Annotated in this window: 23 protein-coding genes; 13 read left to right on the plus strand and 10 right to left on the minus strand. The window is 56.1% G+C overall.

The annotated features are described in order from the left end of the window. Positions 1–95 precede the first annotated feature (95 nt). Entirely contained in the window at positions 96–677 is a 582-nt protein-coding gene (locus tag EA20_RS0107845; protein ID WP_024966294.1) for a response regulator transcription factor, read from the minus strand. Between the two features lie 342 nt (positions 678–1,019). On the opposite strand from EA20_RS0107845, the gene yidA reads away from it, so the two are divergent. The 8 genes from yidA to EA20_RS0107885 all read left to right on the plus strand — a co-directional run bounded on the left by yidA (position 1,020) and on the right by EA20_RS0107885 (position 9,143). Further along, a complete protein-coding gene (gene yidA / locus EA20_RS0107850) occupies positions 1,020–1,829 on the plus strand; it encodes a sugar-phosphatase (protein ID WP_024966295.1) in 810 nt (269 codons plus the stop codon). Between the two features lie 234 nt (positions 1,830–2,063). Then, positions 2,064–2,759 carry a FadR/GntR family transcriptional regulator gene (locus EA20_RS0107855; RefSeq protein WP_024966296.1) on the plus strand — a complete coding sequence of 232 codons (696 nt, stop codon included), beginning with the start codon at positions 2,064–2,066 and terminating at the stop codon, positions 2,757–2,759. After that, the gene (locus EA20_RS0107860; protein WP_024966297.1) at positions 2,756–3,637 is read left to right on the plus strand and encodes a 2-dehydro-3-deoxygalactonokinase; all 882 of its coding nucleotides are present in this window, start codon (positions 2,756–2,758) and stop codon (positions 3,635–3,637) included. The genes EA20_RS0107855 and EA20_RS0107860 overlap by 4 nt, the downstream gene beginning before the upstream one ends. Next, entirely contained in the window at positions 3,621–4,238 is a 618-nt protein-coding gene (locus EA20_RS0107865; RefSeq protein WP_024966298.1) for a 2-dehydro-3-deoxy-6-phosphogalactonate aldolase, read from the plus strand. Before EA20_RS0107860 ends, EA20_RS0107865 begins: the two co-directional genes overlap by 17 nt. Next, positions 4,235–5,383, plus strand: coding sequence for a galactonate dehydratase (gene dgoD, locus EA20_RS0107870; protein ID WP_024966299.1), 1,149 nt, complete (start codon positions 4,235–4,237; stop codon positions 5,381–5,383). The genes EA20_RS0107865 and dgoD overlap by 4 nt, the downstream gene beginning before the upstream one ends. 189 nt (positions 5,384–5,572) lie before the next feature. Further along, positions 5,573–6,880, plus strand: coding sequence for an MFS transporter (locus EA20_RS0107875; RefSeq protein WP_024966300.1), 1,308 nt, complete (start codon positions 5,573–5,575; stop codon positions 6,878–6,880). A gap of 1 nt (position 6,881) precedes the next feature. Beyond that, entirely contained in the window at positions 6,882–7,823 is a 942-nt protein-coding gene (locus EA20_RS0107880) for a 2-hydroxyacid dehydrogenase (RefSeq protein WP_024966301.1), read from the plus strand. Positions 7,824–7,865: 42 nt separating this feature from the next. Further along, entirely contained in the window at positions 7,866–9,143 is a 1,278-nt protein-coding gene (locus tag EA20_RS0107885; protein WP_024966302.1) for a DUF3748 domain-containing protein, read from the plus strand. A 4-nt stretch (positions 9,144–9,147) separates the two neighbouring features. Here the strand turns inward: EA20_RS0107885 and EA20_RS0107890 are convergent, their stop codons facing one another. Beyond that, the gene (locus EA20_RS0107890) at positions 9,148–9,510 is read right to left on the minus strand and encodes a YceK/YidQ family lipoprotein (protein ID WP_024966303.1); all 363 of its coding nucleotides are present in this window, start codon (positions 9,508–9,510) and stop codon (positions 9,148–9,150) included. Positions 9,511–9,806: 296 nt separating this feature from the next. Here EA20_RS0107890 and ibpA point away from each other — a divergent pair, with 296 nt between their 5' ends. After that, a complete protein-coding gene (gene ibpA, locus EA20_RS0107895) occupies positions 9,807–10,226 on the plus strand; it encodes a small heat shock chaperone IbpA (protein WP_024966304.1) in 420 nt (139 codons plus the stop codon). Positions 10,227–10,262: 36 nt separating this feature from the next. Here ibpA and EA20_RS0107900 read toward each other — a convergent pair whose 3' ends face one another. Further along, on the minus strand, positions 10,263–11,513 hold the full coding sequence (locus EA20_RS0107900) for a valine--pyruvate transaminase (protein WP_024966305.1): 1,251 nt from the start codon (positions 11,511–11,513) through the stop codon (positions 10,263–10,265). 395 nt (positions 11,514–11,908) lie between these two features. Here EA20_RS0107900 and EA20_RS0107905 point away from each other — a divergent pair, with 395 nt between their 5' ends. The 4 genes from EA20_RS0107905 (at position 11,909) to kduD (ending at position 15,168) form a co-directional block, all read left to right on the plus strand. Further along, positions 11,909–12,382 (plus strand): YhcH/YjgK/YiaL family protein, encoded by a 474-nt coding sequence (locus EA20_RS0107905; protein ID WP_024966306.1) that lies wholly within the window; start codon positions 11,909–11,911, stop codon positions 12,380–12,382. Between the two features lie 85 nt (positions 12,383–12,467). Continuing rightward, a complete protein-coding gene (gene kdgT, locus EA20_RS0107910) occupies positions 12,468–13,475 on the plus strand; it encodes a 2-keto-3-deoxygluconate transporter (protein ID WP_051516346.1) in 1,008 nt (335 codons plus the stop codon). Positions 13,476–13,549: 74 nt separating this feature from the next. Beyond that, complete coding sequence (gene kduI, locus EA20_RS0107915; protein ID WP_024966308.1) at positions 13,550–14,386, plus strand: 5-dehydro-4-deoxy-D-glucuronate isomerase; 837 nt, start codon at positions 13,550–13,552, stop codon at positions 14,384–14,386. Positions 14,387–14,406: 20 nt separating this feature from the next. Continuing rightward, positions 14,407–15,168, plus strand: a complete 762-nt coding sequence (gene kduD, locus EA20_RS0107920; protein WP_024966309.1) for a 2-dehydro-3-deoxy-D-gluconate 5-dehydrogenase KduD — start codon at positions 14,407–14,409, stop codon at positions 15,166–15,168. A 127-nt stretch (positions 15,169–15,295) separates the two neighbouring features. Here kduD and ghrB read toward each other — a convergent pair whose 3' ends face one another. The 7 genes from ghrB to EA20_RS0107955 form a co-directional block, all read right to left on the minus strand. Next, on the minus strand, positions 15,296–16,270 hold the full coding sequence (ghrB, locus tag EA20_RS0107925) for a glyoxylate/hydroxypyruvate reductase GhrB (RefSeq protein WP_024966310.1): 975 nt from the start codon (positions 16,268–16,270) through the stop codon (positions 15,296–15,298). A 54-nt stretch (positions 16,271–16,324) separates the two neighbouring features. After that, a complete protein-coding gene (locus EA20_RS0107930) occupies positions 16,325–17,608 on the minus strand; it encodes an MFS transporter (protein ID WP_024966311.1) in 1,284 nt (427 codons plus the stop codon). 112 nt (positions 17,609–17,720) lie between these two features. Beyond that, positions 17,721–18,674, minus strand: coding sequence for a sugar kinase (locus EA20_RS0107935; RefSeq protein ID WP_024966312.1), 954 nt, complete (start codon positions 18,672–18,674; stop codon positions 17,721–17,723). 3 nt (positions 18,675–18,677) lie between these two features. Then, positions 18,678–19,427, minus strand: a complete 750-nt coding sequence (locus EA20_RS0107940; RefSeq protein ID WP_024966313.1) for a sugar phosphate isomerase/epimerase — start codon at positions 19,425–19,427, stop codon at positions 18,678–18,680. Positions 19,428–19,789: 362 nt separating this feature from the next. Continuing rightward, positions 19,790–20,815 carry a LacI family DNA-binding transcriptional regulator gene (locus EA20_RS0107945; protein ID WP_024966314.1) on the minus strand — a complete coding sequence of 342 codons (1,026 nt, stop codon included), beginning with the start codon at positions 20,813–20,815 and terminating at the stop codon, positions 19,790–19,792. Between the two features lie 213 nt (positions 20,816–21,028). After that, positions 21,029–21,688 (minus strand): OmpA family lipoprotein, encoded by a 660-nt coding sequence (locus EA20_RS0107950; RefSeq protein WP_024966315.1) that lies wholly within the window; start codon positions 21,686–21,688, stop codon positions 21,029–21,031. A gap of 110 nt (positions 21,689–21,798) precedes the next feature. Beyond that, positions 21,799–22,362 (minus strand): DNA-3-methyladenine glycosylase I, encoded by a 564-nt coding sequence (locus tag EA20_RS0107955; protein WP_024966316.1) that lies wholly within the window; start codon positions 22,360–22,362, stop codon positions 21,799–21,801. Positions 22,363–22,454: the final 92 nt, after the last annotated feature.

Genomic DNA, 22,454 nt, shown 5'->3' on the forward strand with positions numbered 1-22,454 from the left:
CTTTTTGCAAGGCATGATGCCCGTAACAGACATATTCTCAACGCATTCAGGCAGATCATCCGATCTGCCTTTTTTTTTAAATTATCACCGGTAATTCAGGATTGCTGAGGGCTTTCCAGCGCGTACTGATAGAACTCGCTGTTACTTTTCATCCCCAGCTTACGCATGATCGCACGTTTATGCGTGCTAATCGTTTTGACGCTCAGTCGGGTCAGCTGGGAGATTTCCGTCAGTGACATCCCCTGGCGGGTATAGTTCACCACCATCGCCTGCTGCTTGCTGAGGCAATGTCTGGCCTGGCGGCAGGGTCGGTTTCTGGGCATAAATACGCCACTAAGCTGATGGCAGAACAGCAACGTCAGCGCTTCCGCCGCGTTATCTTTCTCAATCCGGAAATTGTGCACCGGGCAGGTGCTGCCAGGGCCGCACTCGCAGCTTGAGGCGAGAAACACCGTGACATGCCGTCGGGGAACACGGTTGGCCAGGCGGGGATGAGAAATGCCGGGCAGGAGCCGGTTAACATCGCAGATAATGATGTCCGGTAGCAATGGGATCGTATCTGACCCGGAAACGATAAAGACGGGATAATCTTCTTTGTTACGCGGCCAGGCGTGGGCGATCAGGCTGACAGCGCCCGAAATGAAATAGTTGTCTTTGCTGACGATCAGGATATTCATCAATCTTTCCTCCTTGAAAATGGCTTTTCCTTTGTCCGGTCGGAAGAGATGAAGATCCCATCCGGTAACGGCTGCCAGCGGCAGATACCTGTTCCCGTCAGGCAGTGTTGCCTGTCACCGATGCGCTTCACTGATGAAATAGAGCGCGCTATCCGTCAGTGACATCACCAAAATGGACGGTTATCCGTGTCGTTTCGTGAGGTGATAGTCACTTCGGGTACTTTACGCGCAGAGTGGCGGTTAACGCTACTCTTTCCACCGATTTAATGTCTGGCGCGCGCTGGCCTTTGGACGCTGAACCGCGCTAGCATGAAGCTAAATCCGATAGCTTAAGAGGACGTTATGGCAATAAAACTGATTGCGATTGATATGGATGGGACCTTGCTTAATCCACAGCATGAAATCAGCCCTCGCGTGAAGCAGGCGATTCAGGCCGCTCGCGACAAAGGTGTGGCAATAGTGCTGGCTACCGGAAGGCCGTACGTGGGCGTAAAGAACTACCTGATGGAGCTGGATTTACAGCAGGAGGGACAGTACTGCATTACCAATAACGGCGCGCTGGTTCAGCATGCGGCAACCGGTGAATGCGTTGCTGAAGTTGCCCTGAATTTTGATGACTACCGCTATTTTGAACAACTGGCGCGCGAACTTGGCGTCCATTTTCAGGCGCTGACCAAATCCCTGCTCTATACCGCGAACAAAGATATCAGTGAATATACGGTCCACGAATCGGCGATGACGGGTATTCCGCTTCGCTATCGTGCCGTGGAAGAGATGGATCCCACCACCACTTTTCCAAAAGTTATGATGATCGATTCTCCCGAGAAGCTGGATGAGGCGATCGCCCGCCTGCCGCAGGAGGCTCTCGATCGCTATACCATCATGAAAAGCTCGCCTTACTATCTGGAGATTCTCGATAAGCGCGTAGATAAAGGCGCTGGCGTGAAGGCGCTTGCTGAGCGTTTAGGCCTCTCGCGCGATCAGGTGATGACGATCGGCGATCAGGAGAATGATATCGCCATGCTGAAATTTGCCGGAACCGGCGTGGCGATGGGCAACGCCATAGAGTCGGTGCAGGCGATTGCGCAGTATGTGACTAAAACCAATATGGAAGATGGCGTCGCTCACGCTATAGAGAAGTTCGTGCTGTAACGCTCCCCGTCCCGGTTAAGCCGGGACTATTTTTTCCCCGCCATTCCCTTTCCCTTTTTCCGGTCACGCTTTCCGGGCTGGATTGCACATTTTGTGATCTACATTGTAGTACAATAAATAGTTATGGTACTACAATACCAACCTCAGCAGAACGCAGTTCCCGGCGTAAGTCGTGCTGGTTTCCCGCAACGGCGGTAAAGTGGCAGGGAATATTCTCTGAAGGCACGGAGCATTATGAAAGACGAACTCAGTAAAACGGATCGCATTATTCTGACGCTTGGCGAGGAGATCGTATCGGGCAAATACGCGCCCGGTGCCTCGCTACCCGCTGAAGCCGAACTGTGCGAACAGTTCTCCACCTCCCGCAACATTATCCGGGAGGTATTCCGCACGCTGATGGCGAAACGGCTGGTGGAAATGAAGCGGTATCGCGGCGCGTTTGTTACCCAGCGCAGCGAGTGGAATTTCCTCGACAGCGAAGTCCTGCAGTGGTCGCTGAAATACGCCGGGGACCCTGGCTTAATCGCCGCAATGAGTGAAGTGCGTAATCTCGTGGAGCCACAGATCGCGCGGTGGTCGGCCGAAAGGGCTACCTCGGGGGATCTGGCGAATATTGAAACTGCCCTGAATGCCATGATCGCCAACCATGATAACCGGCATGCGTTCAATCAGGCCGATATCGAATACCACAAGGCGGTGCTTGAGTCGGTGCATAACCCGGTGCTGCAACAGCTTGGCGTGGCGATCAGTTCGCTTCAACGGGCCATTTTTGAACGGACTTATATGCCGGATAACGAAAATATGCCGAAAACGTTACAGGAACATAAGGCGCTGTTTGACGCCATCCGCCACCAGAAGCCGGATGAGGCGGAACAGGCCGCCCTGACGATGATCGCCAGCTCAACCCGACGGATGAAGGATATCAAGTGACCAGCTATATCGCTATCGACTGGGGTTCCACCAACCTTCGTGCCTGGCACTACGCCAACGGTGTATGCCAGGAAACGCGCCGCTCTGAAGCGGGCGTGACGAGACTGCAGGGAAAAACGCCGGCGGAAGTCTTCGCCAGCGTCACTGAAGGCTGGCCGGTCGATGCGCTGCCCGTGGTGATGGCGGGCATGGTTGGCAGTAATGCCGGCTGGCTGAACGTTCCCTATCTGGCCTGCCCGGTCTCGCTGAAGGCGATCGCTGCCCGGCTGGTCCGGGTTGAGGATAAAGCCTGGATCGTGCCCGGCCTGAGTCTGGATCGCGCCGGTAATCAGAACGTCATGCGTGGCGAAGAAACGCAGTTAATCGGCGCGGTCGAACTTGCGCCTGCAAATCATTACGTTATGCCCGGCACCCACGCTAAATGGGTAAAAGCAGAAGGCGACATAATTGTCGACTTTCGTACCCTGATGACCGGCGAACTTCACCATATTCTGATGAATCATTCGCTGATCGGTATGGGCTTACCGGCTCAACAGGAGGATGAGGCGGCCTTTCAGCAGGGGCTGGAAACGGGCGCAAACGATATGAGCCTGCTGGCGCGCCTGTTTGAAGTCCGTGCCGCGCATCTGCTCGGTGTCCGGCGGCGTGAATCAGTCAGTGATTTTCTGTCAGGCCTGCTGATTGGCCATGAGGCGGCGCTGATGTCCGCCACATTCCTGGCCGGTGACGCAGAGCCGCTCACGGTTATCGCCGGCAGTTCGCTGGCGGAACGCTACCTGAAGGCGTTGCGTTTTACCGGCCTCAGGGCACAACTGCTGGAAGGGGATACCGCTTTCCAGCATGGAATAAGGAGCATTGCAGATGAGCTGGAATACTAAGCTGCCGCTGATCGCGATTTTACGCGGCATCCGGCCAGAAGAGGCCGAAGAACACGTTGCTGTGCTGGTTGAGGCAGGTTTCGATGCCATTGAAATCCCGCTTAATTCGCCGGAGTGGCATCTCAGTATCGCCAGCATGGTGAAGACATTTGGCGACCGCGCGCTGATTGGTGCGGGCACCGTCCTGGAACCAGAGCAGGTCGACAGTCTGGCGGCGATAAACAGCAGGCTGGTGGTTACGCCCAACGTTGATACGGCGGTGATCCAGCGGGCTGTCGCCAGAGGAATGCTTGTGGCGGCGGGGTGTGCAACGGCTTCTGAGGCTTTCACCGCGCTCAAAGCGGGCGCTCAGGCGCTGAAGATTTTCCCCGCATCCGCCTTTGGCCCGGCTTATATCAGTGCGCTGAAAGCGGTGCTGCCGCCGGAAATCCCCGTTTTTGCCGTGGGCGGCGTCACGCCAGACAATCTTTCCGCGTTTCTTGCCGCTGGTTGTGCAGGTGCCGGGCTTGGCAGCGATCTCTATCGCGCCGGTCAGCCCGTTTCCCGCACCCGCGAGCAGGCGCACGCATTCGTTAAAGCCTGGAAGGAAGCCGTACAATGAAAATCACCAAACTGACAACGTATCGCCTGCCGCCGCGCTGGATGTTCCTCAAAATCGAAACCGATGAGGGCGTAACGGGCTGGGGTGAACCAGTTATTGAAGGCCGCGCCCGCAGCGTGGAAGCAGCGGTACATGAGCTTTCAGACTATCTGGTAGGTCAGGATCCTTCACGTATCAATGACTTATGGCAGGTGATGTACCGCGGCGGATTTTACCGTGGTGGGCCGGTGCTGATGAGCGCCATTGCCGGTATCGATCAGGCGCTGTGGGATATTAAAGGCAAGGTGCTGGGCGCGCCAGTCTGGCAGCTGCTCGGCGGTCTGGTGCGCAATAAAATGAAAGCGTACAGCTGGGTCGGTGGCGATCGTCCGGCAGAAGTGATTAATGGCATCGCGAAACTGCGCGAGATCGGATTTGACACCTTTAAGCTGAACGGCTGCGAGGAGATGGGTATCATCGACAGCTCGCAGAAAATCGACGCGGCAGTGAATACCGTGGCGCAAATTCGTGAAGTTTTCGGCAACGATATCGAGTTTGGTCTGGATTTTCACGGCCGCGTCAGTGCGCCAATGGCGAAAGTGCTGATTAAAGAGCTGGAACCGTACCGCCCGCTGTTTATCGAAGAACCCGTGCTGGCCGAGCAGGCGGAATACTATCCAAAACTGGCCGCCCAGACGCATCTGCCGATCGCCGCCGGCGAGCGCATGTATTCCCGTTTTGAATTTAAACGCGTGCTGGAAGCGGGCGGCATCGCCATTCTTCAGCCGGATCTCTCCCACGCGGGCGGCATCACCGAATGCCATAAAATCGCCGCGATGGCCGAAGCCTATGATGTGGCGCTGGCGCCGCACTGCCCGCTCGGCCCGATTGCGCTGGCCTCCTGCCTGCATGTCGATTTCATCTCACGCAACGCTGTATTCCAGGAGCAGAGCATGGGCATTCACTACAACCAGGGCGCGGAACTGCTGGATTACGTCATCAATAAAGAAGACTTCAGCATCAAAGGCGGCCACTTCGCACCGCTGACCAAACCGGGGCTTGGCGTTGAGATCGATGAACAGCTGGTGATCGAACGCAGCCGGCAGACGGCAGACTGGCGCAATCCGCTCTGGCGTTTTCCTGATGGCTCCGTCGCCGAATGGTGAGAAGCAGGGTAGCGTTACGCGCGCCGACCGCCCTACTGAAGTAAGCGTACCGCGAAGGCCTTTTATATAGCCTTACCGGGATTTTCAGTTATCCATAATTAAAAAAATACCTTCATATACACCTGCTGTTCGTCGCGGGCTGGCTTCCTGCTGCCCGCATTCGACGACGGCGCTAACGAGGTTGTTATCATGAACACTGACCTGTACTCCTCCACGCTCCGGCAGCTCAACGCCAAAATTATCCCGTTTATCATGATCTGTTATTTCGTGGCGAATCTCGATAAAACCAATATTTCCATCGCCGCGCTGCAGATGAACGCCGATCTTGGCCTTTCGGCCAGCATGTACGGTCTGGGCGTTGGCATGTTTTACATCTCTTATATCCTCTTTGAGATCCCCAGCAATATCATCATGACCAAAGTCGGTGCCCGCCGCTGGATTGCCCGCATCATGATCACCTGGGGGATCGTCAGTACCGGTATGGCTTTCGTGCAGAGCGCCAATCAGCTTTACGTGATGCGTTTTTTACTGGGCATGGCCGAGGCGGGCTTCGCGCCGGGAATTATTTACTATATTTCCTGCTGGTTTCCAAAAAGCAATCGCGCCCGTGCGATGTCTTTCTTCTATATGGGATCGGTAGCGGCCTCCATCATTGGCCTGCCTGTCTCCGGCGCGCTACTCAACCTGCACGGTATTGCCGATGTGGCCGGCTGGCGCTGGCTGTTTGCGTTAGAAGGTTTGCCAGCGGTTATCCTGGGCTGTCTGGTGCTGTGGCGGCTGCCGGATACACCGGAACAGGCGCCCTGGCTCAACAGCGATCAGAAATCCTGGCTTCGCCAGCGTCTCCAGCAGGACAACGCTGGTGTTGAGATCGGCAAAGGTCATGGTCTGCGTGCCCTGAAGGATAAAACCGTACTGCTGCTAAGCCTGGTGTGGTTCTTACAGGCGTTTGGCTCTATCGGCATCACGCTGTTTATGCCGCTGATTGTGAAAAGCATGGCGGCCGATCAGAGCAACCTGGCGATAGGCCTGCTTTCGGCGGTGCCTTTTGTGATGGCCTGCCTGTTTATGTATCTGAATGGCCGTCACTCTGACCGGACCAACGAGCGCTCCTGGCACCTTGGACTGCCGCTGATCCTCTCCGGCCTCTGCCTGACCCTGGCTATTTACGCCAATAACCTGATGGTCTCCTATCTGTTGCTGATGCTGACGGTGGGCTTTAACTTTGCGCTGACGCCTATCTTCTGGGCGGTGACGACGGAGAAACTGGCGGGCCTTGCGGCGGCAGCCTCGATCGCCTTTATCAATACGGTCGCCAATTTTGTGGGACTCGGTCTGCCGCCGATCCTCGGCAAAATCAAAGATGTCACGAACAGCTACCAGTACGGCCTGCTGATTGTGGCGGTCGCGCTGATTGTCGGCGGTGTGATTGGCATTATCGTTTCCCGCCCGTCCCGTCCTGCCAAAACCCCACCTCACCCTGTGACGGAGAGCTGAGATGAAAGCGAAAGTGTTAAAGCAGGCGAGCCTGCCGGAACCGCTGCTGGCCGCGCTCCGGGCGCGCTATGACGTGGTGGAATACGCTGACCTGACCGGCCAGGATTTTGCCGCACTGGCCGGTGAATTTCAGGTGGTACTGACCAATGGCGAAGCCGTGGTGACGGCTGAGTTTATGGCGTCGTTGCCGAATCTGGCACTGGTGGCGGTATTTGGCGTCGGCTACGACGGCGTGGACGTTAAGGCGGCGGCACAGCAGAAGGTGGCGGTAACGCACACGCCCGACGTCCTGACGGAGGATGTTGCCGATCTGGCGCTTGGCCTGATGCTGGCCACGTCACGCCAGATTGTGGGCGCCCAGACGTTTATTCAGCAGGGGAAATGGTCACAGGGAAGCTATCCCTGGACGCGAAAAATGTCCGGCTCGCGCCTTGGCATCGTAGGATTAGGCCGCATTGGTCTGGCTGCGGCTAAGCGTGCCCGGGCATTTGATATGACCATCGCCTATTGCAACCGTTCGCCGTTGCCAGGCGTGGATTACGCTTATCAGCCCGATCTGCTAAGGCTGGCTCAGGAGAGTGATTACCTGCTGATTTGCGTACCGGGTTTGGCCAGCAACCGGCATCTGATCAACCGTGAGGTGATGGATGCGCTGGGCCGGGAAGGGATCCTGATTAACGTGGGACGGGGCAGCGTTGTGGATGAAGAGGCGCTGATTGCCGCTCTGGAAGAGGGTACGCTTGGCGGCGCGGGTCTGGATGTATTCAGCCACGAGCCGCAGGTTCCCGAAGCGCTCCAGCATCGTGCGAACGTGGTTATCACGCCGCATATGGCGAGCGCCACCCGGAGCACGCGCAGGGCGATGTCTCAGCGGGTGATGGATAACGTGAACGCCTTTTTCGCCGGACAGCCACTGGTAACGCCAGTACCGGAAACCCGCTGAATGCATTACCCTTAGCAGCAGTTAAGTCTAAGGGTGGGTAACATGACGGAAACGCAGCTGACTTTTGATGACCGGAACCATCAGCTTACTAATATCAATGTCTGGACCGGAGACAGTCAGTGGCTGGTTTACGACGTCCGCCCCTCCGGGGCTTCGTTTACCAGCCTGACCATTGAACGGGTTAATCTGAGCGGACAAACTGAGATTGTTTTTCAGGCGAAGGAGGGCGCGCACGTTGGCGTCGTCACCGCGAGTCCCGATCTGCCGCCGCGCTATGTCTGTATCCATGGGCCAGAGCGCCCTGATGCCCGCTGGAAGTATGACTTTCACCACCGCCGCGGCGTGATTATTCAGCATGGCCAGGCGGAAAATCTGGATGCCTGCGATATCACGCCTCCCTACACGCCCGGCGCGCTGCGTGGCGGATCTCATGTTCATGTTTTCAGCCCGGACGGATCGCGGCTGAGTTTTACCTATAACGATCACGTTATGCACGAACGGGACAGCAAAGAGGATCTGCGTAATGTGGGCGTGGCGGTTCCCCTGCACCCAGTTTGTCCGCCGAAGCAGTATCCGCGCGAATATGACGGCAGCCACTTCTGTGTTCTGGTCACCCAGACAACGTCCACCCCCCGACCAGGGAGCGATGAAATTAACCGCGCTTATGAAGAGGGCTGGATCGGCACCTCGGGCTATTTGCGGCCGGACGGCCAGCGTCAGCGCTGGGCGCTGGCATTTATTGGCGATACCAGCGCCGTCAGTGGTGAAACGGTGCCGGAAGTGTTTATCGTCGATTTGCCGGAAAAGATGGCGGACTATGCGCTGGCCGGTGATGCCCCGCTGGAGGGAACAGAAACGCGGCTGCCCGCGCCGCCGCGAGCGGTTAAGCAGCGAAGGCTGACGTTCACCCATACGCGTACTTTTCCCGGCCTGGCTACCACGCCACGCCACTGGTTGCGAAGTTCACCCACGGGCTGCACCATCGCTTTTTTGATGAAGGATGAGGCGGGCGTGGTGCAGCTGTGGTGCATCTCGCCAAATGGCGGCGAGCCGCGACAGATAACGTCGGTGAAGAGCGATATCCAGTCAGCCTTCAGCTGGCACCCTGATGGTGATGCGGTAGCGCTGATTCAGGATAACAGCGTGATGCTGTGTGACATCGCGTCCGGGAAAATGCAGCGACTGACCGCCCGCACGCCTGAAGCGCCCTGCGCGGAGGCGGTTGTCTGCTCCCCTGATGGCCGGTATGTGGCCTATATGCGCCACGTTCAGCGCTATCAGCAGCTCTTTGTTACGGAGACGGGGCGTCAGCGCGGCTGATGGCTTAATGGGCGGTGGTAAGTGGAGCCGCGCTGGCAAGGCTGGCCGCTGTCCCGTTCTGTTTTTCGCTACGCAGTATCCTTTCACGCGGAGAGTCGGCGGCTTTATCGCTTCCTGAACGGTAATAATCCCAGGGCAGCAGCAGCGTATCCATCAGGGCGGAAAAAGGCAGATCAACGGCGGCCAGCGGGCGCATCACCCAGCCGCTTTCCGGATTGGTGATGGTTTCATAGCTGGCGCGGGTGCCGGGATAGTATCCCTGATCGGGCCCGGAGTGAGACATCATGCTGGAACAACCGGTGGTACTGACGACGGCGAGACAGGCCAGCAGACCGGCGAAACGGTATGGCTTTATAATCATATTCATCATCCCTTCAGTCGCGGCGAGGCCGCCCTGATTATGATCGTCGATATGCAGGGAAGATCCCGGTCACTCTGTGGCGACTCATGCACTGATACGACGAATTCTTCCCTGAGTTTATGCCATTCACAGCACGTGGGTTAAGAAATTTGCGTTTTGGCCCCTTGAAACTCCCGGCGCCGTCACCATTTTATTCTCAGGTTCACCGAAGCCTGTGCCGACAGGGCAGCGCGGAGGGACCGGAAGCCCGTCCATCGTGGAGGGTTTTGAAACTTATCTCGCTGATAATCAGGAGTCGTAACATGCGTAACTTTGATCTTGCACCTCTCTATCGTTCTTCTATCGGTTTTGACCGTCTGATTAATATGCTGGAATCAGCAAATCAGGGCCAGAGCAACGGCGGCTACCCTCCGTATAACGTTGAGCTGGTGGCGGAAAACCAGTACCGGATTACCATTGCCGTGGCCGGCTTTGCCCAGGACGAACTGGACATCACCGCCCATGACAACCTGCTTACCGTTCGCGGTTCCCATCCTGAAGAGCAGCAGGAACGCACTTACCTCTACCAGGGTATCGCGGAACGCAACTTTGAACGTAAATTCCAGCTGGCCGATCATGTGAACGTGCGTGATGCCCGCCTGGAAAATGGTCTGTTGTCCATCGACCTGGAGCGTATTGTGCCTGAAGAGAACAAGCCGCGCCGGATTGAAATTATCAAATAACAGACGAAACAAGGGCCGCCATCCGCGGCCCTTTTTTTATCCTTCCCGGTGCGCCCGCTCAATTTCTTCGGCCAGGATCACAATGCCTTTCTCGATAATTTCCCCTTCCGGCACATAGTTCATGCGCATGCATTGATGCGTATGCGGCCAGTCGTGCTCAAGACCGGGAAAGAAAAAGTGTCCCGGCACCATCAGTACGCCGCGAAGCTTCAGGCGCTGGTAGAGCACCTCGGTGGAAACCGGCAGATCTTTAAACCAGAGCCAGAGAAAAATCGCCCCTTCCGGTTTATGAATTAAACAGCGCTCCTCAGGCAAATAACGGCGAATTATCGCAATGGTCTGTTTTACCCGCTCCAGATAGAAAGGCCCGATCACCTCCTGCGACAGCCGCAGCAAGTCGCCACGCTTAATCATCTCATCGGCTATCGCCGGACCGATACTGCCGGGGGCCAGGCTGATAATCCCGTTCATGTTACTGATTGCAGAGATAACTTTCTCGTCGGCAACAATAATGCCGCAGCGCGCGCCAGGCAGACCCAGCTTGGAGAGGCTCATGCACAAGATAATGTTCGGATTCCACAGCGGACGCGCTTCGCTGAAAATAATGCCGGGGAAAGGAACGCCGTAAGCATTATCGATCAGCAGCGGGATCTCATGCTGCTGCGCCAGCGCATCCAGCTTTAACAGTTCTTCATCGGTAATGACGTTGCCGGTCGGATTGGTCGGGCGCGACACACAGATCAGCCCCGTTTCGTCGGTAACGGGCAAATGGGCGAAATCGACATGGTATTTGAATTGCCCTTCAGGAAGCAGTTCGATATCCGGGCGGGCGGAAACAAACAACTCTTCATCCAGCCCCGCATCGGCATAACCCAGATATTCCGGCGCCAGCGGAAAAAGCACATGTTTTTTGCTGCCATCGGACCGGCGGCCCGCATAAAGGTTAAAGAGATAAAAGAACGCGCTCTGACTGCCGTTGGTCAGGGCGATATTCTCCGGCCCGATCTGCCAGCCAAACTGATCGCGCAACAGCGCCGCAAGCGATGCCAGCAGCGTCGTTTTACCCCTGGGGCCATCGTAGTTGCAGAGCGCTTCAGCCAGTTTGCCCTCGCTGTGCATCTGCTGCAAAAGCTGAACAAAATACTCATTCATGGCGGGGATCTGGGCCGGGTTGCCGCCGCCGAGCATTACGGTGCCCGGCGTGCGTAAGCCTTCACCCATATCTTCCATCAGGCGTGCGATACCTGAGTGGCGCGTAAATTTATCTCCGAAGGCGGAAAAATTCATAACGTATTAACTGCTTATCTGAGGCAAGTGAAACCTCACCTTAACGCCACCCCGTGAGCGATGCAATCTTCTCCCCACGCGCGTCAGTGGCTACACCTTATCATCCGGGCTAACCGGATCGGGCGACGGCGTTGGAGGATAAGAATAGTCTTAGCAATATAATGTTTTAACGCTAAGTAACCTTATTAGAAACACAAAAGCCAATAAAGAAATCCTCTATTAACAAACAGGAAATATTAAAACTGAAACACTGTTTTGTTTTTATGGAAAAAACAGTTCAAAAGTATCTTTATTTAGACTGCGATCACAGTTATGCCCGTTTGAGTTCCGTTATGATAGGCCATCCGCAGCGGGGATCCTGCTGCATATAAAACTTAATATTGATGGAATAAAAGATGATTGCTTCCACTATTCAGGATTATCAGCAGACGTATGGTCTGTCACCGCAGCTTAAGACATTGATTGAGCAGGCGCTGGCCATTATTGAACGCCATCCTGATGAAGGTCGTTATGATATTGAGGGTGACGCCGCCTTTGTGCTCGTCTCACGTCCGCAGACCGAGCCGCACGCGCAGCGTCCTGCAGAGCTTCACCATCGTTACCTTGATGTGCAGATCCTGCTGGAGGGCGAAGAAGTGCTGGGATATGGCCTGGCGCAGTGCCACGCCACGCCAGAGCAGGATCATCTGAAAGAGAAAGATATCGCCTTCTTTACCGCAATTCCGAATGAGCAATTTCTGCATTTTCAGCCGGGTAATCTCGTCGTTTTCTTACCAAAAGAATTACATCGCCCCCTGTGTGCGGTAAAGGATTCCCCGCAGCAAATTAAAAAAGCAGTACTGAAAGTGAGAATGGATTTTCTTAATTAGTCTCCCTGTAACGTTATTAATTCGTGATGATTCCGATTCCGGTGCGATTCGCCCGCACCTGAAACTAACATGAGTGATTATTTTTATGAAAATCAAACAGTCTATCGAAAAAATCCCCGGTGGGATGATGCTGGTTCCGCTTTTTATCGGGGCAATTATTCATACCGTGGCACCCGGCGCAGGAAAATATTTTGGTTCATTCACTAACGGACTGATGACCGGTACGGTGCCAATTCTGGCGGTCTGGTTCCTCTGCATGGGCGCTTCCATCCAGCTGAAAGCGACCGGCACTGTCCTGCGTAAATCTGGTACGCTGGTGATCACAAAAATCGCCACCGCATGGGTCGTGGCCGCGATTGCTTCCCGTGTGATCCCGGAGCATGGCGTTGAAGTAGGCTTTTTTGCCGGCCTTTCTACCCTGGCGCTGGTTGCCGCGATGGATATGACCAACGGTGGGCTTTACGCATCACTGATGCAGCAGTACGGCACCAAAGAAGAAGCGGGCGCCTTTGTGCTGATGTCCGTGGAGTCAGGCCCGCTGATGACCATGGTGATCCTCGGTACGGCAGGTATTGCCTCCTTTGAGCCTCACGTTTTCCTCGGCGCGGTACTGCCGTTCCTGGTGGGCTTTGCGCTGGGTAACCTGGATCCCGATCTGCGTGAATTCTTCAGTAAAGCGGTGCATACGCTGATCCCCTTCTTCGGCTTTGCGCTGGGCAACACCATCAATCTTAACGTTATCCTGGAAACCGGCCTGCTCGGTTGCCTGCTCGGCCTCAGCGTCATCGTGGTCACGGGTATCCCGCTTATCATCGCCGATAAACTGATTGGCGGCGGCAACGGAACGGCCGGGATCGCGGCTTCCAGCTCAGCCGGCGCAGCGGTCGCGACGCCCGTGCTGATTGCGGAAATGGTGCCGGCCTTCAAGCCAATGGCACCGGCCGCCACTGCACTGGTTGCCACCTCAGTGATTGTCACCTCCGTACTGGTGCCTGTGCTGACCGCAATGTGGTCCAAACGCTTTGCACCTCAGGCCCCTGTTGAAGAAACGAAGAAAGAACCCGTCATACTGGGCAACGTGAAACCGTCCTGAAGCGGCTTTACTGCCGGTTAACTGTTCACCAGGCGACGTGTCTCAGCCGTCGCCTCACAACAAAAGGTAATCCCATGCAAGTTCGTCAAAGCATTCACAGCGACCACGCAAAACAGCTCGATACCGCAGGCCTGCGCCGCGAGTTTCTGATTGAAACGATTTTTGAAGCTGACGGTTACACCATGACCTACAGCCATATCGATCGCATCGTTATCGGCGGCGTAATGCCTGTCAGCCAGACCGTTGCCCTGGCGGGTGATGTCGGTAAAGCCTTTGGCGTCAGCTACTTCCTTGAGCGTCGTGAGCTGGGCGTTATCAATATCGGCGGGCCGGGCACTATCACCGTTGACGGTCACTGTTATGAAGTGGGCAATAAAGAAGCGCTCTACGTCGGCAAAGGTGCCAGAGAAGTGGTGTTCGCCAGCAGCGATGCGCAGAAACCGGCGAAGTTCTACTACAACAGCGCCCCGGCGCATACCACTTACCCAACCAAGCTTGTCACCAAAGATCAGGTTTCGCCTCAGACGTTGGGCAGCGCTGAAACCAGCAACCTGCGTACCATTAACAAATATCTGGTGCCGGATGTGCTGACGACCTGCCAGCTGACGATGGGTCTGACCGAGCTGGCGGAAGGCAATCTGTGGAACACCATGCCTTGCCACACGCACGATCGCCGCATGGAAGTTTACTTCTATTTCAATATGGATGAAGAAACCGCCGTATTCCACATGATGGGTCAGCCGCAGGAAACCCGTCATCTGCTGGTGCACAACGAGCAGGCAGTGATTTCGCCAAGCTGGTCAATTCACTCCGGCGTGGGCACGAAAAACTACACCTTTATCTGGGGCATGGTGGGCGAGAACCAGGTCTTCGACGATATGGATCATGTCAAAGTCAGCGAAATTCGCTAAGGCATTTCAGGAGTAATTCTATGATTTCACAAGCTTTCAATTTAGAAGGTAAGATTGCGCTGGTCACCGGCTGCGATACGGGTCTGGGACAGGGCATGGCCGTTGGCCTTGCAGAAGCGGGCTGCGACATCGTTGGTATCAACATCGTTGAACCGAAAGAGACCATTGAGAAAGTTACCGCGCTGGGCCGCCGTTTTCTCAGCCTGACCGCCGACATGAGCGATATCAGCGGCTTTGCTGGCCTGCTGGAAAGAGCGGTCGCGGAATATGGCAAGATCGACATTCTGGTAAATAACGCCGGTATCATTCGTCGTGAAGATGCGATCTCCTTCAGCGAAAAAGACTGGGACGACGTGATGAACCTTAACATCAAGTCAGTCTTCTTTATGTCGCAGACGGTGGCGAAGCAGTTCCTGAAACAGGGCACGGGCGGGAAAATCATTAATATCGCCTCTATGCTCTCTTATCAGGGCGGCATCCGCGTGCCTTCTTATACCGCGTCGAAGAGTGCGGTGATGGGCGTAACCCGTCTGCTGGCGAACGAATGGGCGCAGCATGGCATCAACGTTAACGCCATTGCGCCTGGCTATATGGCGACCAATAACACCCAGCAGCTACGGGCTGATGAAGCGCGCAGTGCCGCTATTCTGGAGCGTATTCCGGCGGGACGCTGGGGTTTACCGGAAGATTTGAAGGGCCCGGCGGTATTCCTGGCGTCACCGGCGTCAGACTATATCAACGGCTATACCCTGGCGGTGGATGGCGGCTGGCTGGCACGCTAAGCACCGCAAGCAGCCTGAACGGGATCCCGGCTTTCCTCAGGTAGAATGTGCCACCAGGTAATAAAGTCTCCCTCACGGGAAGCCTTATCGCCTGGTGGTTTTTTTATGGTCCGGCCTGAGTGGCGGACTATTTCACTACCTGCGGATTCACGCAGTTTTTCTCTATGTTGCCAGACAGGGCCGCGATCAGGTTATCGACGGCGTCTTTTGCCATCCCGTAGCGGGTTTCATGCGTGGCGGAACCGATATGCGGCAGCGCCACTACATTCGCCATCTTCAGCAGCGGCGAATCGACCGGTAACGGCTCCTTCTCAAAAACGTCAAGACCTGCCGCAAAGATCGTTCCGTCGTTCAGCGCCTCAATCAGCGCCTGTTCGTCAATCACTGGTCCGCGTCCGGCGTTGATCAGCACCGCGCTGGACTTCATTTTTGCCAGCTGCTCGCGGCCTATCATATGGTGCGTCTGCTCGGTTAGCGGCAGGCTGATGCAGAGAAAATCGGACTCTTTGAGCAGCGTATCCAGATCGCAGTACTGTGCAGCAAAGCGCGCTTCAGCCTCTTCGTGATGCTTACGGGCGTTGTAGAGTATCGGCATACTGAAGCCAAGGTGCGCACGCTGTGCCAGCGCCAGGCCGATGCGACCCATGCCGAGAATGCCCAGCTTTTTGTGATGTACGTCGATGCCAAACCAGTCGGGACCGATGCTTCCCTGCCATTCCCCCTGCTTCACACGTTCGGCGACCTCAACCACGCGCCGCGCCGATGAGAGCACCAGTGCCATCATGGTATCGGCAACGGTTTCGGTCAGCACGGTTGGTGTATGCATCAGCACCACGCCGCGAGCGTTCAGCGCATCCACGTCAAAATTATCGTAGCCCACAGAAACGGTGGAGGCAGCGCGCAGTTTTGGCGCTTTTTCCAGAAATTCTGCATCCACTTTGCCGCCGGAGCCGAGGATGCCTTCCGCCTGACGGAAGGCGTCGGCGTACTGGCTGAGCGTTTCCGGCGTCAGCCCGGCGATTTCCGTCACGTCAAAATGCTCGTCCAGTTTTGAGCGGAGATCGTCCGGTAATGACTTATAGAGCACTACTGAGGGTTTCATTCTTTTCTCCCTTTGAAACTGAGGAAACGGGCGTGCGGGCCCGTTTATGTAGGGTCAGGCGTGCTTAGCGCCATTCGGCACCGGAGGCTGTTTGTTCTCCGCCGGCTTGACGATCAGCGTCAGCCAGACGGAAATCAGCAGCGAGGCGCCCATAAAGATGTAAGAGGCGGAAGGGTTGCCGGTGGCGCCGTTCAGATAACCTACCACCCATGAGCCAAGGAATGAACCCAGCGCGCCCATTGAGTTGATCAGCGCCATCGCGCCGCCCGCGACGTTGCGGGGCAGCATTTCCGGGATGATGGCGAAGAACGGCCCGTAAGGGGCGTACATGGCGGCACCAGCAATCACCAGCAGGGTAAAGGAGAGCCAGAAATTATCGGCGCCCACCAGCCAGGAGCCCAGGAAGGCGAGGGCGCCCACCAGCAGCAGCGGCCAGACAAACAGTTTGCGGTTCTGGAGTTTATCCGAGGCCCAGGAGACGACAAGCATCGCCACGGTGGCCGCGAGATAAGGCACCGCAGAGAGCCAGCCCGCTTCCACCATGCCCATCTGCATCCCGTTGCGCAGAATAGAAGGCAGCCAGAGCACGAACCCATAAACCCCGATGCTCCAGGTGAAATACTGCATACATAACAAAATGACGTTGCGCGATTTAAAGGCTTCGCCATAGTTGCGGACGGCTTTAATGCCTTCCTGCTCTTTCTGTAACTGCGCCTGAAGATCTGCCTTCTCCTGGTCGCTGAGCCATTTCGCCTGGTCGGGCTTATCCTGGACCAGGAACCACCAGGCCACCGCCCAGATCACCGCTGGCACGCCCTCAATGATAAACATTTCACGCCAGCCGTAAGCCTCGATCAGGTAGCCAGAGACGACGGACATCCACAGTACGGTGACCGGATTCCCCAAGATCAGAAAGGTGTTCGCCCGCGAGCGTTCAGATTTGGTAAACCAGTTGCTGATGTAGATCAGCATCGCCGGCATCACGGCGGCTTCCACCACGCCCAGCACAAAGCGAATCGCCGCCAGCATCGGAATATTGGAGACGACGCCGGTCAGCGAGGCGCAGATCCCCCAGAGGATCAGACAGACGAACACCAGCTTTTTGACGCTGCGGCGTTCGGCGTAAATCGCGCCTGGGATCTGAAAAAAGAAGTAGCCGAGAAAGAACAGGGCGCCCAGCAGCGAGGACATGCCTTTTGTGATCCCCAGATCTTCATTGATACCTGCCGCCGAGGCGAAGCTGAAGTTCGCCCTGTCCAGATACGCCAGGCTGTAAGTGATAAACACGATGGGCATGATGTACCACCAGCGTTTCGGCGCAATTGTCTGCTTTTTCATAGTCGATCCTCTGTTTTGAGGTCACCACAGACTGCGCTGAGCCGTCCGCTGCAACAGCGAAGCGCCTCAGATGCAGTGAGGTAGAGTGTCAGGGTACGTGTGAGTTGTGTTGTTACTCTTCACCCAGTTCAGCGCGCGTCGGAAGCCCTTCGCTGTCGCCAATAACCTGAATGGCCAGTGAGCCGATTTTATTACCGCGCGTTATCGCCTGCGGCAGCGTTCTGCCTTCCAGCAGCGCGCTGATGATCCCTACCGCAAAGCCGTCGCCAGCGCCGACGGTATCGACCACATTTTCCGTTTTGATCGCCGCGACCTGGCCTTTTTCGCCTGCGGAGGTCTTGTACCAGGCGCCGTCACAGCCCGTTTTCACAATGACGGCCTTAACGCCCTTATCAAGATAAAAGTCTGCGATGGCCTCCGGCTGGTCGTGACCGGTCAGGATTTTTCCTTCGCTGATGCCGGGCAGCACCCAGTCAGCATAACCGGCCAGATAATTGAGCTGCTCCACCATTTCGCGCTCGCTGGGCCAGAGCACCGGACGCAGATTAGGATCGAAAGAGATGCTTTTTCCCATCTTCTTCATCTCCTGCGCCGCATATTTTGACAGCGCCAGCGAAGAGGCGGAGATGGCCGCCGAGACGCCGCTCAGATGGAGATGCCTGGCGGCGCCAAAATAGTCAGGGTTGAAGTCATCCGGCGAAAGATGGCTGGCGGCCGAACCTTTACGGAAATATTCCACCAGTGGATCTGAGCCATCATCCACCTTCGACTTAAGCTGAAATCCGGTCGGATAGCGCGGGTCTACGATTACCTGCTGGTGATCGACACCCTCTTTTTTAAGCTGCTGACAGGTGTAGCGGCCAAATGAGTCGTCACCGACACGGCTGACCCAGCCTACTTTCAGGCCAAGTCTGGCTAGACCGATAGCAACATTCAGCTCGGCGCCCGCGATGCGTTTAACAAAATGTCCGGCAGCGGCAAGATCGCCCGTCTCGCTGGCGACAAACATCGCCATCGCTTCACCAATTGTGACCGCATCCAGTGCGCTGTTTTCCGTGATGGTCATGGTTTACTCCTCTCGCAACAGGTCAACGTAGCGGCGGGTGACCGCGACCAGATCGTCACCTTCCAGCGGAAACTCAATTCCGCGAGGCACCGCCGGCGGAAGAAGATTCAGGGTTTCACGCCACAGGCTATCAGCCTCATCCAGCGCAACGGCGCGCCATCCTTCACCTTGTGGCACCGCCGCCTTAACGTGAATATAGCTGACGGCGGCGCTGAGTTCTCTGGCGGCGGCCAGCGGATCATCGCCTACCCAGAGCCAGTTCCCCATATCGAAGGTGATGCCACAGCGGCTCAGCGCTTCTCCGCCTTCTGTAAGGAAAGCTTTCATCGCGGAGAGCTTGCCGCACGCTGTCTGGTCGTTTTCCACTACGAGCTGAAGAGCATGAGAAGCCAGCTTGTTACGCAGGCCGGTAAAGCCAAAGCCACGAGGATAGTTTCCCAGTGCATACTTCAGACACCTGGCCTGTAATTGCTCCGCTTCCTCAAGATGGCGATCCAGTTCAGGATTAAGCTGCCCTTCGTCGGTAAACAGCGCTTCGGGGACGGAGTAGTAGGCCACCAGACTGGCGTCAGCGATGGTGTGGCCCAGTCCGGTCAGGGATAGCAGCTCTTTGTCACTGAACAGTTCCCGGCGAATTTCAATACCCTGTGCGCCAGCAGCGGCGATAATCGGTATCACCGCCTGCTGCCCTCCCAGCGCGTTAATCCGGTCGCGCCCGTAGGCCGCCGTTACCACAATCACATCTCTTTTCATCTGCTTCTCCCGGCGCTTTCCGCCACTGCATGCTAAAAACGGTAGATGGAACCGGTTCCAAAGCAAAGGAGCAGCTGCTGTTTTTATGATCCTGTTCACGATGTAAAAAATTTGTTTTAAGACAAAGGCTGAAAAATGGCGGGTGAAGGACGACATCAGGGCGCTGTTGAAACGATTAAGGGGAAGGATGCTCTACAGTGAAAAGCGTAAAGGCAATGGACCCGCGACTGGCCCGGCTGCCTCTGTACAGAGTGATGGCCGATCGCACTTTACGCTACGGCCTTCGTTGATATTCTGACGAACGGCACGACGGGCTGCTAACCGGCCTGGCGCCTTCAGGCTGAGTTATGCTGGCCGCAGCGTTACTCTACCGCCATCGTCGATTTTCTGACGATCAGTTCGCCGGAAAAGACCTGTTCCTGAGGCGGCGTGTCGTCACCTTCGATGCGTTTGATGACCTGCTCCAGCGCGGAATAGCCAATCTGCCGGGTAGGCTGTTTCAGCGTGGTGATACCGACGCCTGCCAGTTCAGACCAGTCCAGCTCGTCAAAGCCCAGCAGGCCGAGATCGCTTCCCCAGGTCAGGCCCAGTCGCCGCAGCGAGCGGGCAACCTGCAGCGTCAGCGCACCGTTAACCACCAGCACAGCACAGCGTCGCCCGGCATTACGCTGCGTGTAATCCTTCAAAACGGCATCAAGCCCTGCCGGATCGTTGATGGCCACTTCAACCTGTGCAGCCTCGCGTGCGGGATGCTGCGCCATGACAGTGTGAAAACCCTCCAGTCTCTCATGGCGGGTGTTGACCAGGCCCAGCGGCTCGGTGACGAACAGGATCGACTGAAAGTCCCGATCGATAAGATGCTGTGTCACCTGGATACCGGCTTCCCGGTTATCCAGTCCCACCACGTCACAGCTAAAATCCGGGATTTTACGGTCAATCAGCACCATCGGCAGCAGCGACTGCTGGAGATGACTCAGCGCCTCTTCACGCATCCCCACGGCGTTAACCACAATCCCTTCAACCTGATAACTGCTCAGCAGATTAAGGTAGTGCTGTTCCTGATCCACTTCGTTATTGGTATTACACATCAGCAGGGTAAAGCCCTGGGCCCGGCAGGCGGCCTCGATGCCGCTCATCACTTCCACCGAATAGGGATTGGTGATATCGGCGATAATCAGTCCTATCAGCCGGGTACGGCCACGCTTCAGCCCGCGCGCCATCTGGCTGGGGCGATAGTCCAGCTCGGCGATAGCCGTCTCGATGCGCTGCCGGAGGCTGGCGGAAAGGACATGCTGCTCACCGTTCAGAAAGCGCGATACGCTGGTTTTGCCGGTATTTGCAGCTCTGGCAACATCGCTGATGGTGGCGCGTGCGGCCTTGCGGTTCATAGCGATCCTTGAATAGTAACGGAGAAGAAGGTGGAGCCTCAGCTATCACTGGTCCTGTTTCTGAAAAGCACGGAGACAGTGCGTGACGGGAACCATCATAAAACATAAGTGGCGTTCCGCCCATCTCTGTCACGCTGGCTGACAGCAGTGAAAAAGCGGCTCGGGCAAAGAGAAGCAGCCGGACCTGGAGGAAGGTCCGGCAGAAAAAGAGGCTTACAGCGGGCTGAGGGTAATTTCCACGCGACGGTTCTGCGCTTTGCCGGCTTCCGTGCTGTTAGTCGCAATCGGATTATCCGGGCCCATGCCGCTGGTACGGATGCGGTTAGCGGCCACGCCCTGGGTGATCAGCGCGCTGCCGACGCTGTCAGCACGCTGCTGGGAAAGCGTCATATTCAGCTGGCGCGTACCGGTGCTGTCCGTATAACCTGTGATATTTACAGCGGTTTTTGGATACTCTTTAAGCACCATCGCCACACCGCTCAGGGTGTTGGCACCGGCAGGCTTGAGGGTGCTGCTGCTGCTGTCGAAGGTAACGTTGTTAGGCATATTCAAAATGATGTTATCGCCCTGACGGGTGACGCTGACGCCGGTACCGCGCATTTTCTCACGCAGCTTCGCTTCCTGCACATCCATATAGTAACCTGCGCCGCCGCCGAGTGCCGCACCAGCCGCTGCGCCGATCAGCGCACCTTTGCCGCGATCCTTTTTAGAGGAAGAGAGTACGCCAACACCCGCGCCGAGAGCCGCACCAAGGCCTGCGCCGATGCCAGATTTACCGGCTTCGCGCTCGCCGGTGTAAGGATTAGTTGTACAGCCTGCCAGGGCAACAGTACCGCTCAGGATCAGAGCAAGGGTAACGGAGCGCTTTTTCATGGGTTATTTCTCTCAAGTAAAACGGTGGGCATAGATGCCGTAGAAAGCTGAATTATGCCCGTGGATTGTGAGGAAATAACGTTCTAAAAGTCTGAAATTGTAAAGATAAGCTATTTCTGATTGTCGGCATGACAAAAACAGTCGGTGGTGTGGTCAATAATCAGACCGCAAGCCTGCATAAATGAGTAACAGGTGGTCGTACCAACGAATTTAAAACCCCGCTTTTTCAGCGCCTTCGACAGGGCGTCAGATACCGGGCTGAAGGTCGGCGCGGCCCGGTAATCTGCAAAGCAATGGCGCTGCGGCGAATGGTCAACAAATGCCCAGACAAAATCACTGAAGGACTCTCCCTCTCTCTCCATCGCCTGCAGGGCGCGGGCGTTGGCGATAATGGCATTAATTTTTCCGCGATGACGAATGATACCGCTGTCCTGCATCAGCCTTTCCACGTCCGCCTCACTCATTTGCGCCACTCTCTGTGGGGCAAACTGGTGGAAGGCCCGGCGATAATTTTCCCGTTTCTTCAATACGGTAAGCCATGACAGCCCCGCCATCTGTCCTTCCAGGCAGAGCATTTCAAACAGAGCGCGGGTGTCAGTTACCGGCACGCCCCACTCTTCATCATGGTAAGCCAGATAAAGGGGATCCTGTGTCACCCAGCCGCAGCGTTGCAACATAACGTATCCTCATCAAAATTGTGGAAAAAACAGCCGGTCAGCGCTTGACGTTAGCGATCGCCAGGCAATAGTTAATCTGTTACGAAATG

This window comes from Pantoea sp. IMH (genome assembly GCF_000599885.1).
In the GTDB taxonomy this organism is placed as follows: domain Bacteria; phylum Pseudomonadota; class Gammaproteobacteria; order Enterobacterales; family Enterobacteriaceae; genus Erwinia.

Bases quoted from the DNA above. Each gene is read 5' to 3' on its own strand.
- EA20_RS0107945 (WP_024966314.1), bottom strand. From the start codon at position 20,815: ATGAACCGCAAGGCCGCACGCGCCACCATCAGCGATGTTGCCAGAGCT.
- kdgT (WP_051516346.1), top strand. From the start codon at position 12,468: ATGAAAATCAAACAGTCTATCGAAAAAATCCCCGGTGGGATGATGCTG.
- ibpA (WP_024966304.1), top strand. From the start codon at position 9,807: ATGCGTAACTTTGATCTTGCACCTCTCTATCGTTCTTCTATCGGTTTT.
- EA20_RS0107905 (WP_024966306.1), top strand. From the start codon at position 11,909: ATGATTGCTTCCACTATTCAGGATTATCAGCAGACGTATGGTCTGTCA.
- EA20_RS0107865 (WP_024966298.1), top strand. From the start codon at position 3,621: ATGAGCTGGAATACTAAGCTGCCGCTGATCGCGATTTTACGCGGCATC.
- EA20_RS0107890 (WP_024966303.1), bottom strand. From the start codon at position 9,510: ATGAATATGATTATAAAGCCATACCGTTTCGCCGGTCTGCTGGCCTGT.
- ghrB (WP_024966310.1), bottom strand. From the start codon at position 16,270: ATGAAACCCTCAGTAGTGCTCTATAAGTCATTACCGGACGATCTCCGC.
- EA20_RS0107900 (WP_024966305.1), bottom strand. From the start codon at position 11,513: ATGAATTTTTCCGCCTTCGGAGATAAATTTACGCGCCACTCAGGTATC.
- EA20_RS0107845 (WP_024966294.1), bottom strand. From the start codon at position 677: ATGAATATCCTGATCGTCAGCAAAGACAACTATTTCATTTCGGGCGCT.
- EA20_RS0107885 (WP_024966302.1), top strand. From the start codon at position 7,866: ATGACGGAAACGCAGCTGACTTTTGATGACCGGAACCATCAGCTTACT.
- kduD (WP_024966309.1), top strand. From the start codon at position 14,407: ATGATTTCACAAGCTTTCAATTTAGAAGGTAAGATTGCGCTGGTCACC.
- EA20_RS0107855 (WP_024966296.1), top strand. From the start codon at position 2,064: ATGAAAGACGAACTCAGTAAAACGGATCGCATTATTCTGACGCTTGGC.
- yidA (WP_024966295.1), top strand. From the start codon at position 1,020: ATGGCAATAAAACTGATTGCGATTGATATGGATGGGACCTTGCTTAAT.
- EA20_RS0107875 (WP_024966300.1), top strand. From the start codon at position 5,573: ATGAACACTGACCTGTACTCCTCCACGCTCCGGCAGCTCAACGCCAAA.
- EA20_RS0107950 (WP_024966315.1), bottom strand. From the start codon at position 21,688: ATGAAAAAGCGCTCCGTTACCCTTGCTCTGATCCTGAGCGGTACTGTT.
- kduI (WP_024966308.1), top strand. From the start codon at position 13,550: ATGCAAGTTCGTCAAAGCATTCACAGCGACCACGCAAAACAGCTCGAT.
- EA20_RS0107930 (WP_024966311.1), bottom strand. From the start codon at position 17,608: ATGAAAAAGCAGACAATTGCGCCGAAACGCTGGTGGTACATCATGCCC.
- EA20_RS0107935 (WP_024966312.1), bottom strand. From the start codon at position 18,674: ATGACCATCACGGAAAACAGCGCACTGGATGCGGTCACAATTGGTGAA.
- EA20_RS0107880 (WP_024966301.1), top strand. From the start codon at position 6,882: ATGAAAGCGAAAGTGTTAAAGCAGGCGAGCCTGCCGGAACCGCTGCTG.
- dgoD (WP_024966299.1), top strand. From the start codon at position 4,235: ATGAAAATCACCAAACTGACAACGTATCGCCTGCCGCCGCGCTGGATG.
- EA20_RS0107940 (WP_024966313.1), bottom strand. From the start codon at position 19,427: ATGAAAAGAGATGTGATTGTGGTAACGGCGGCCTACGGGCGCGACCGG.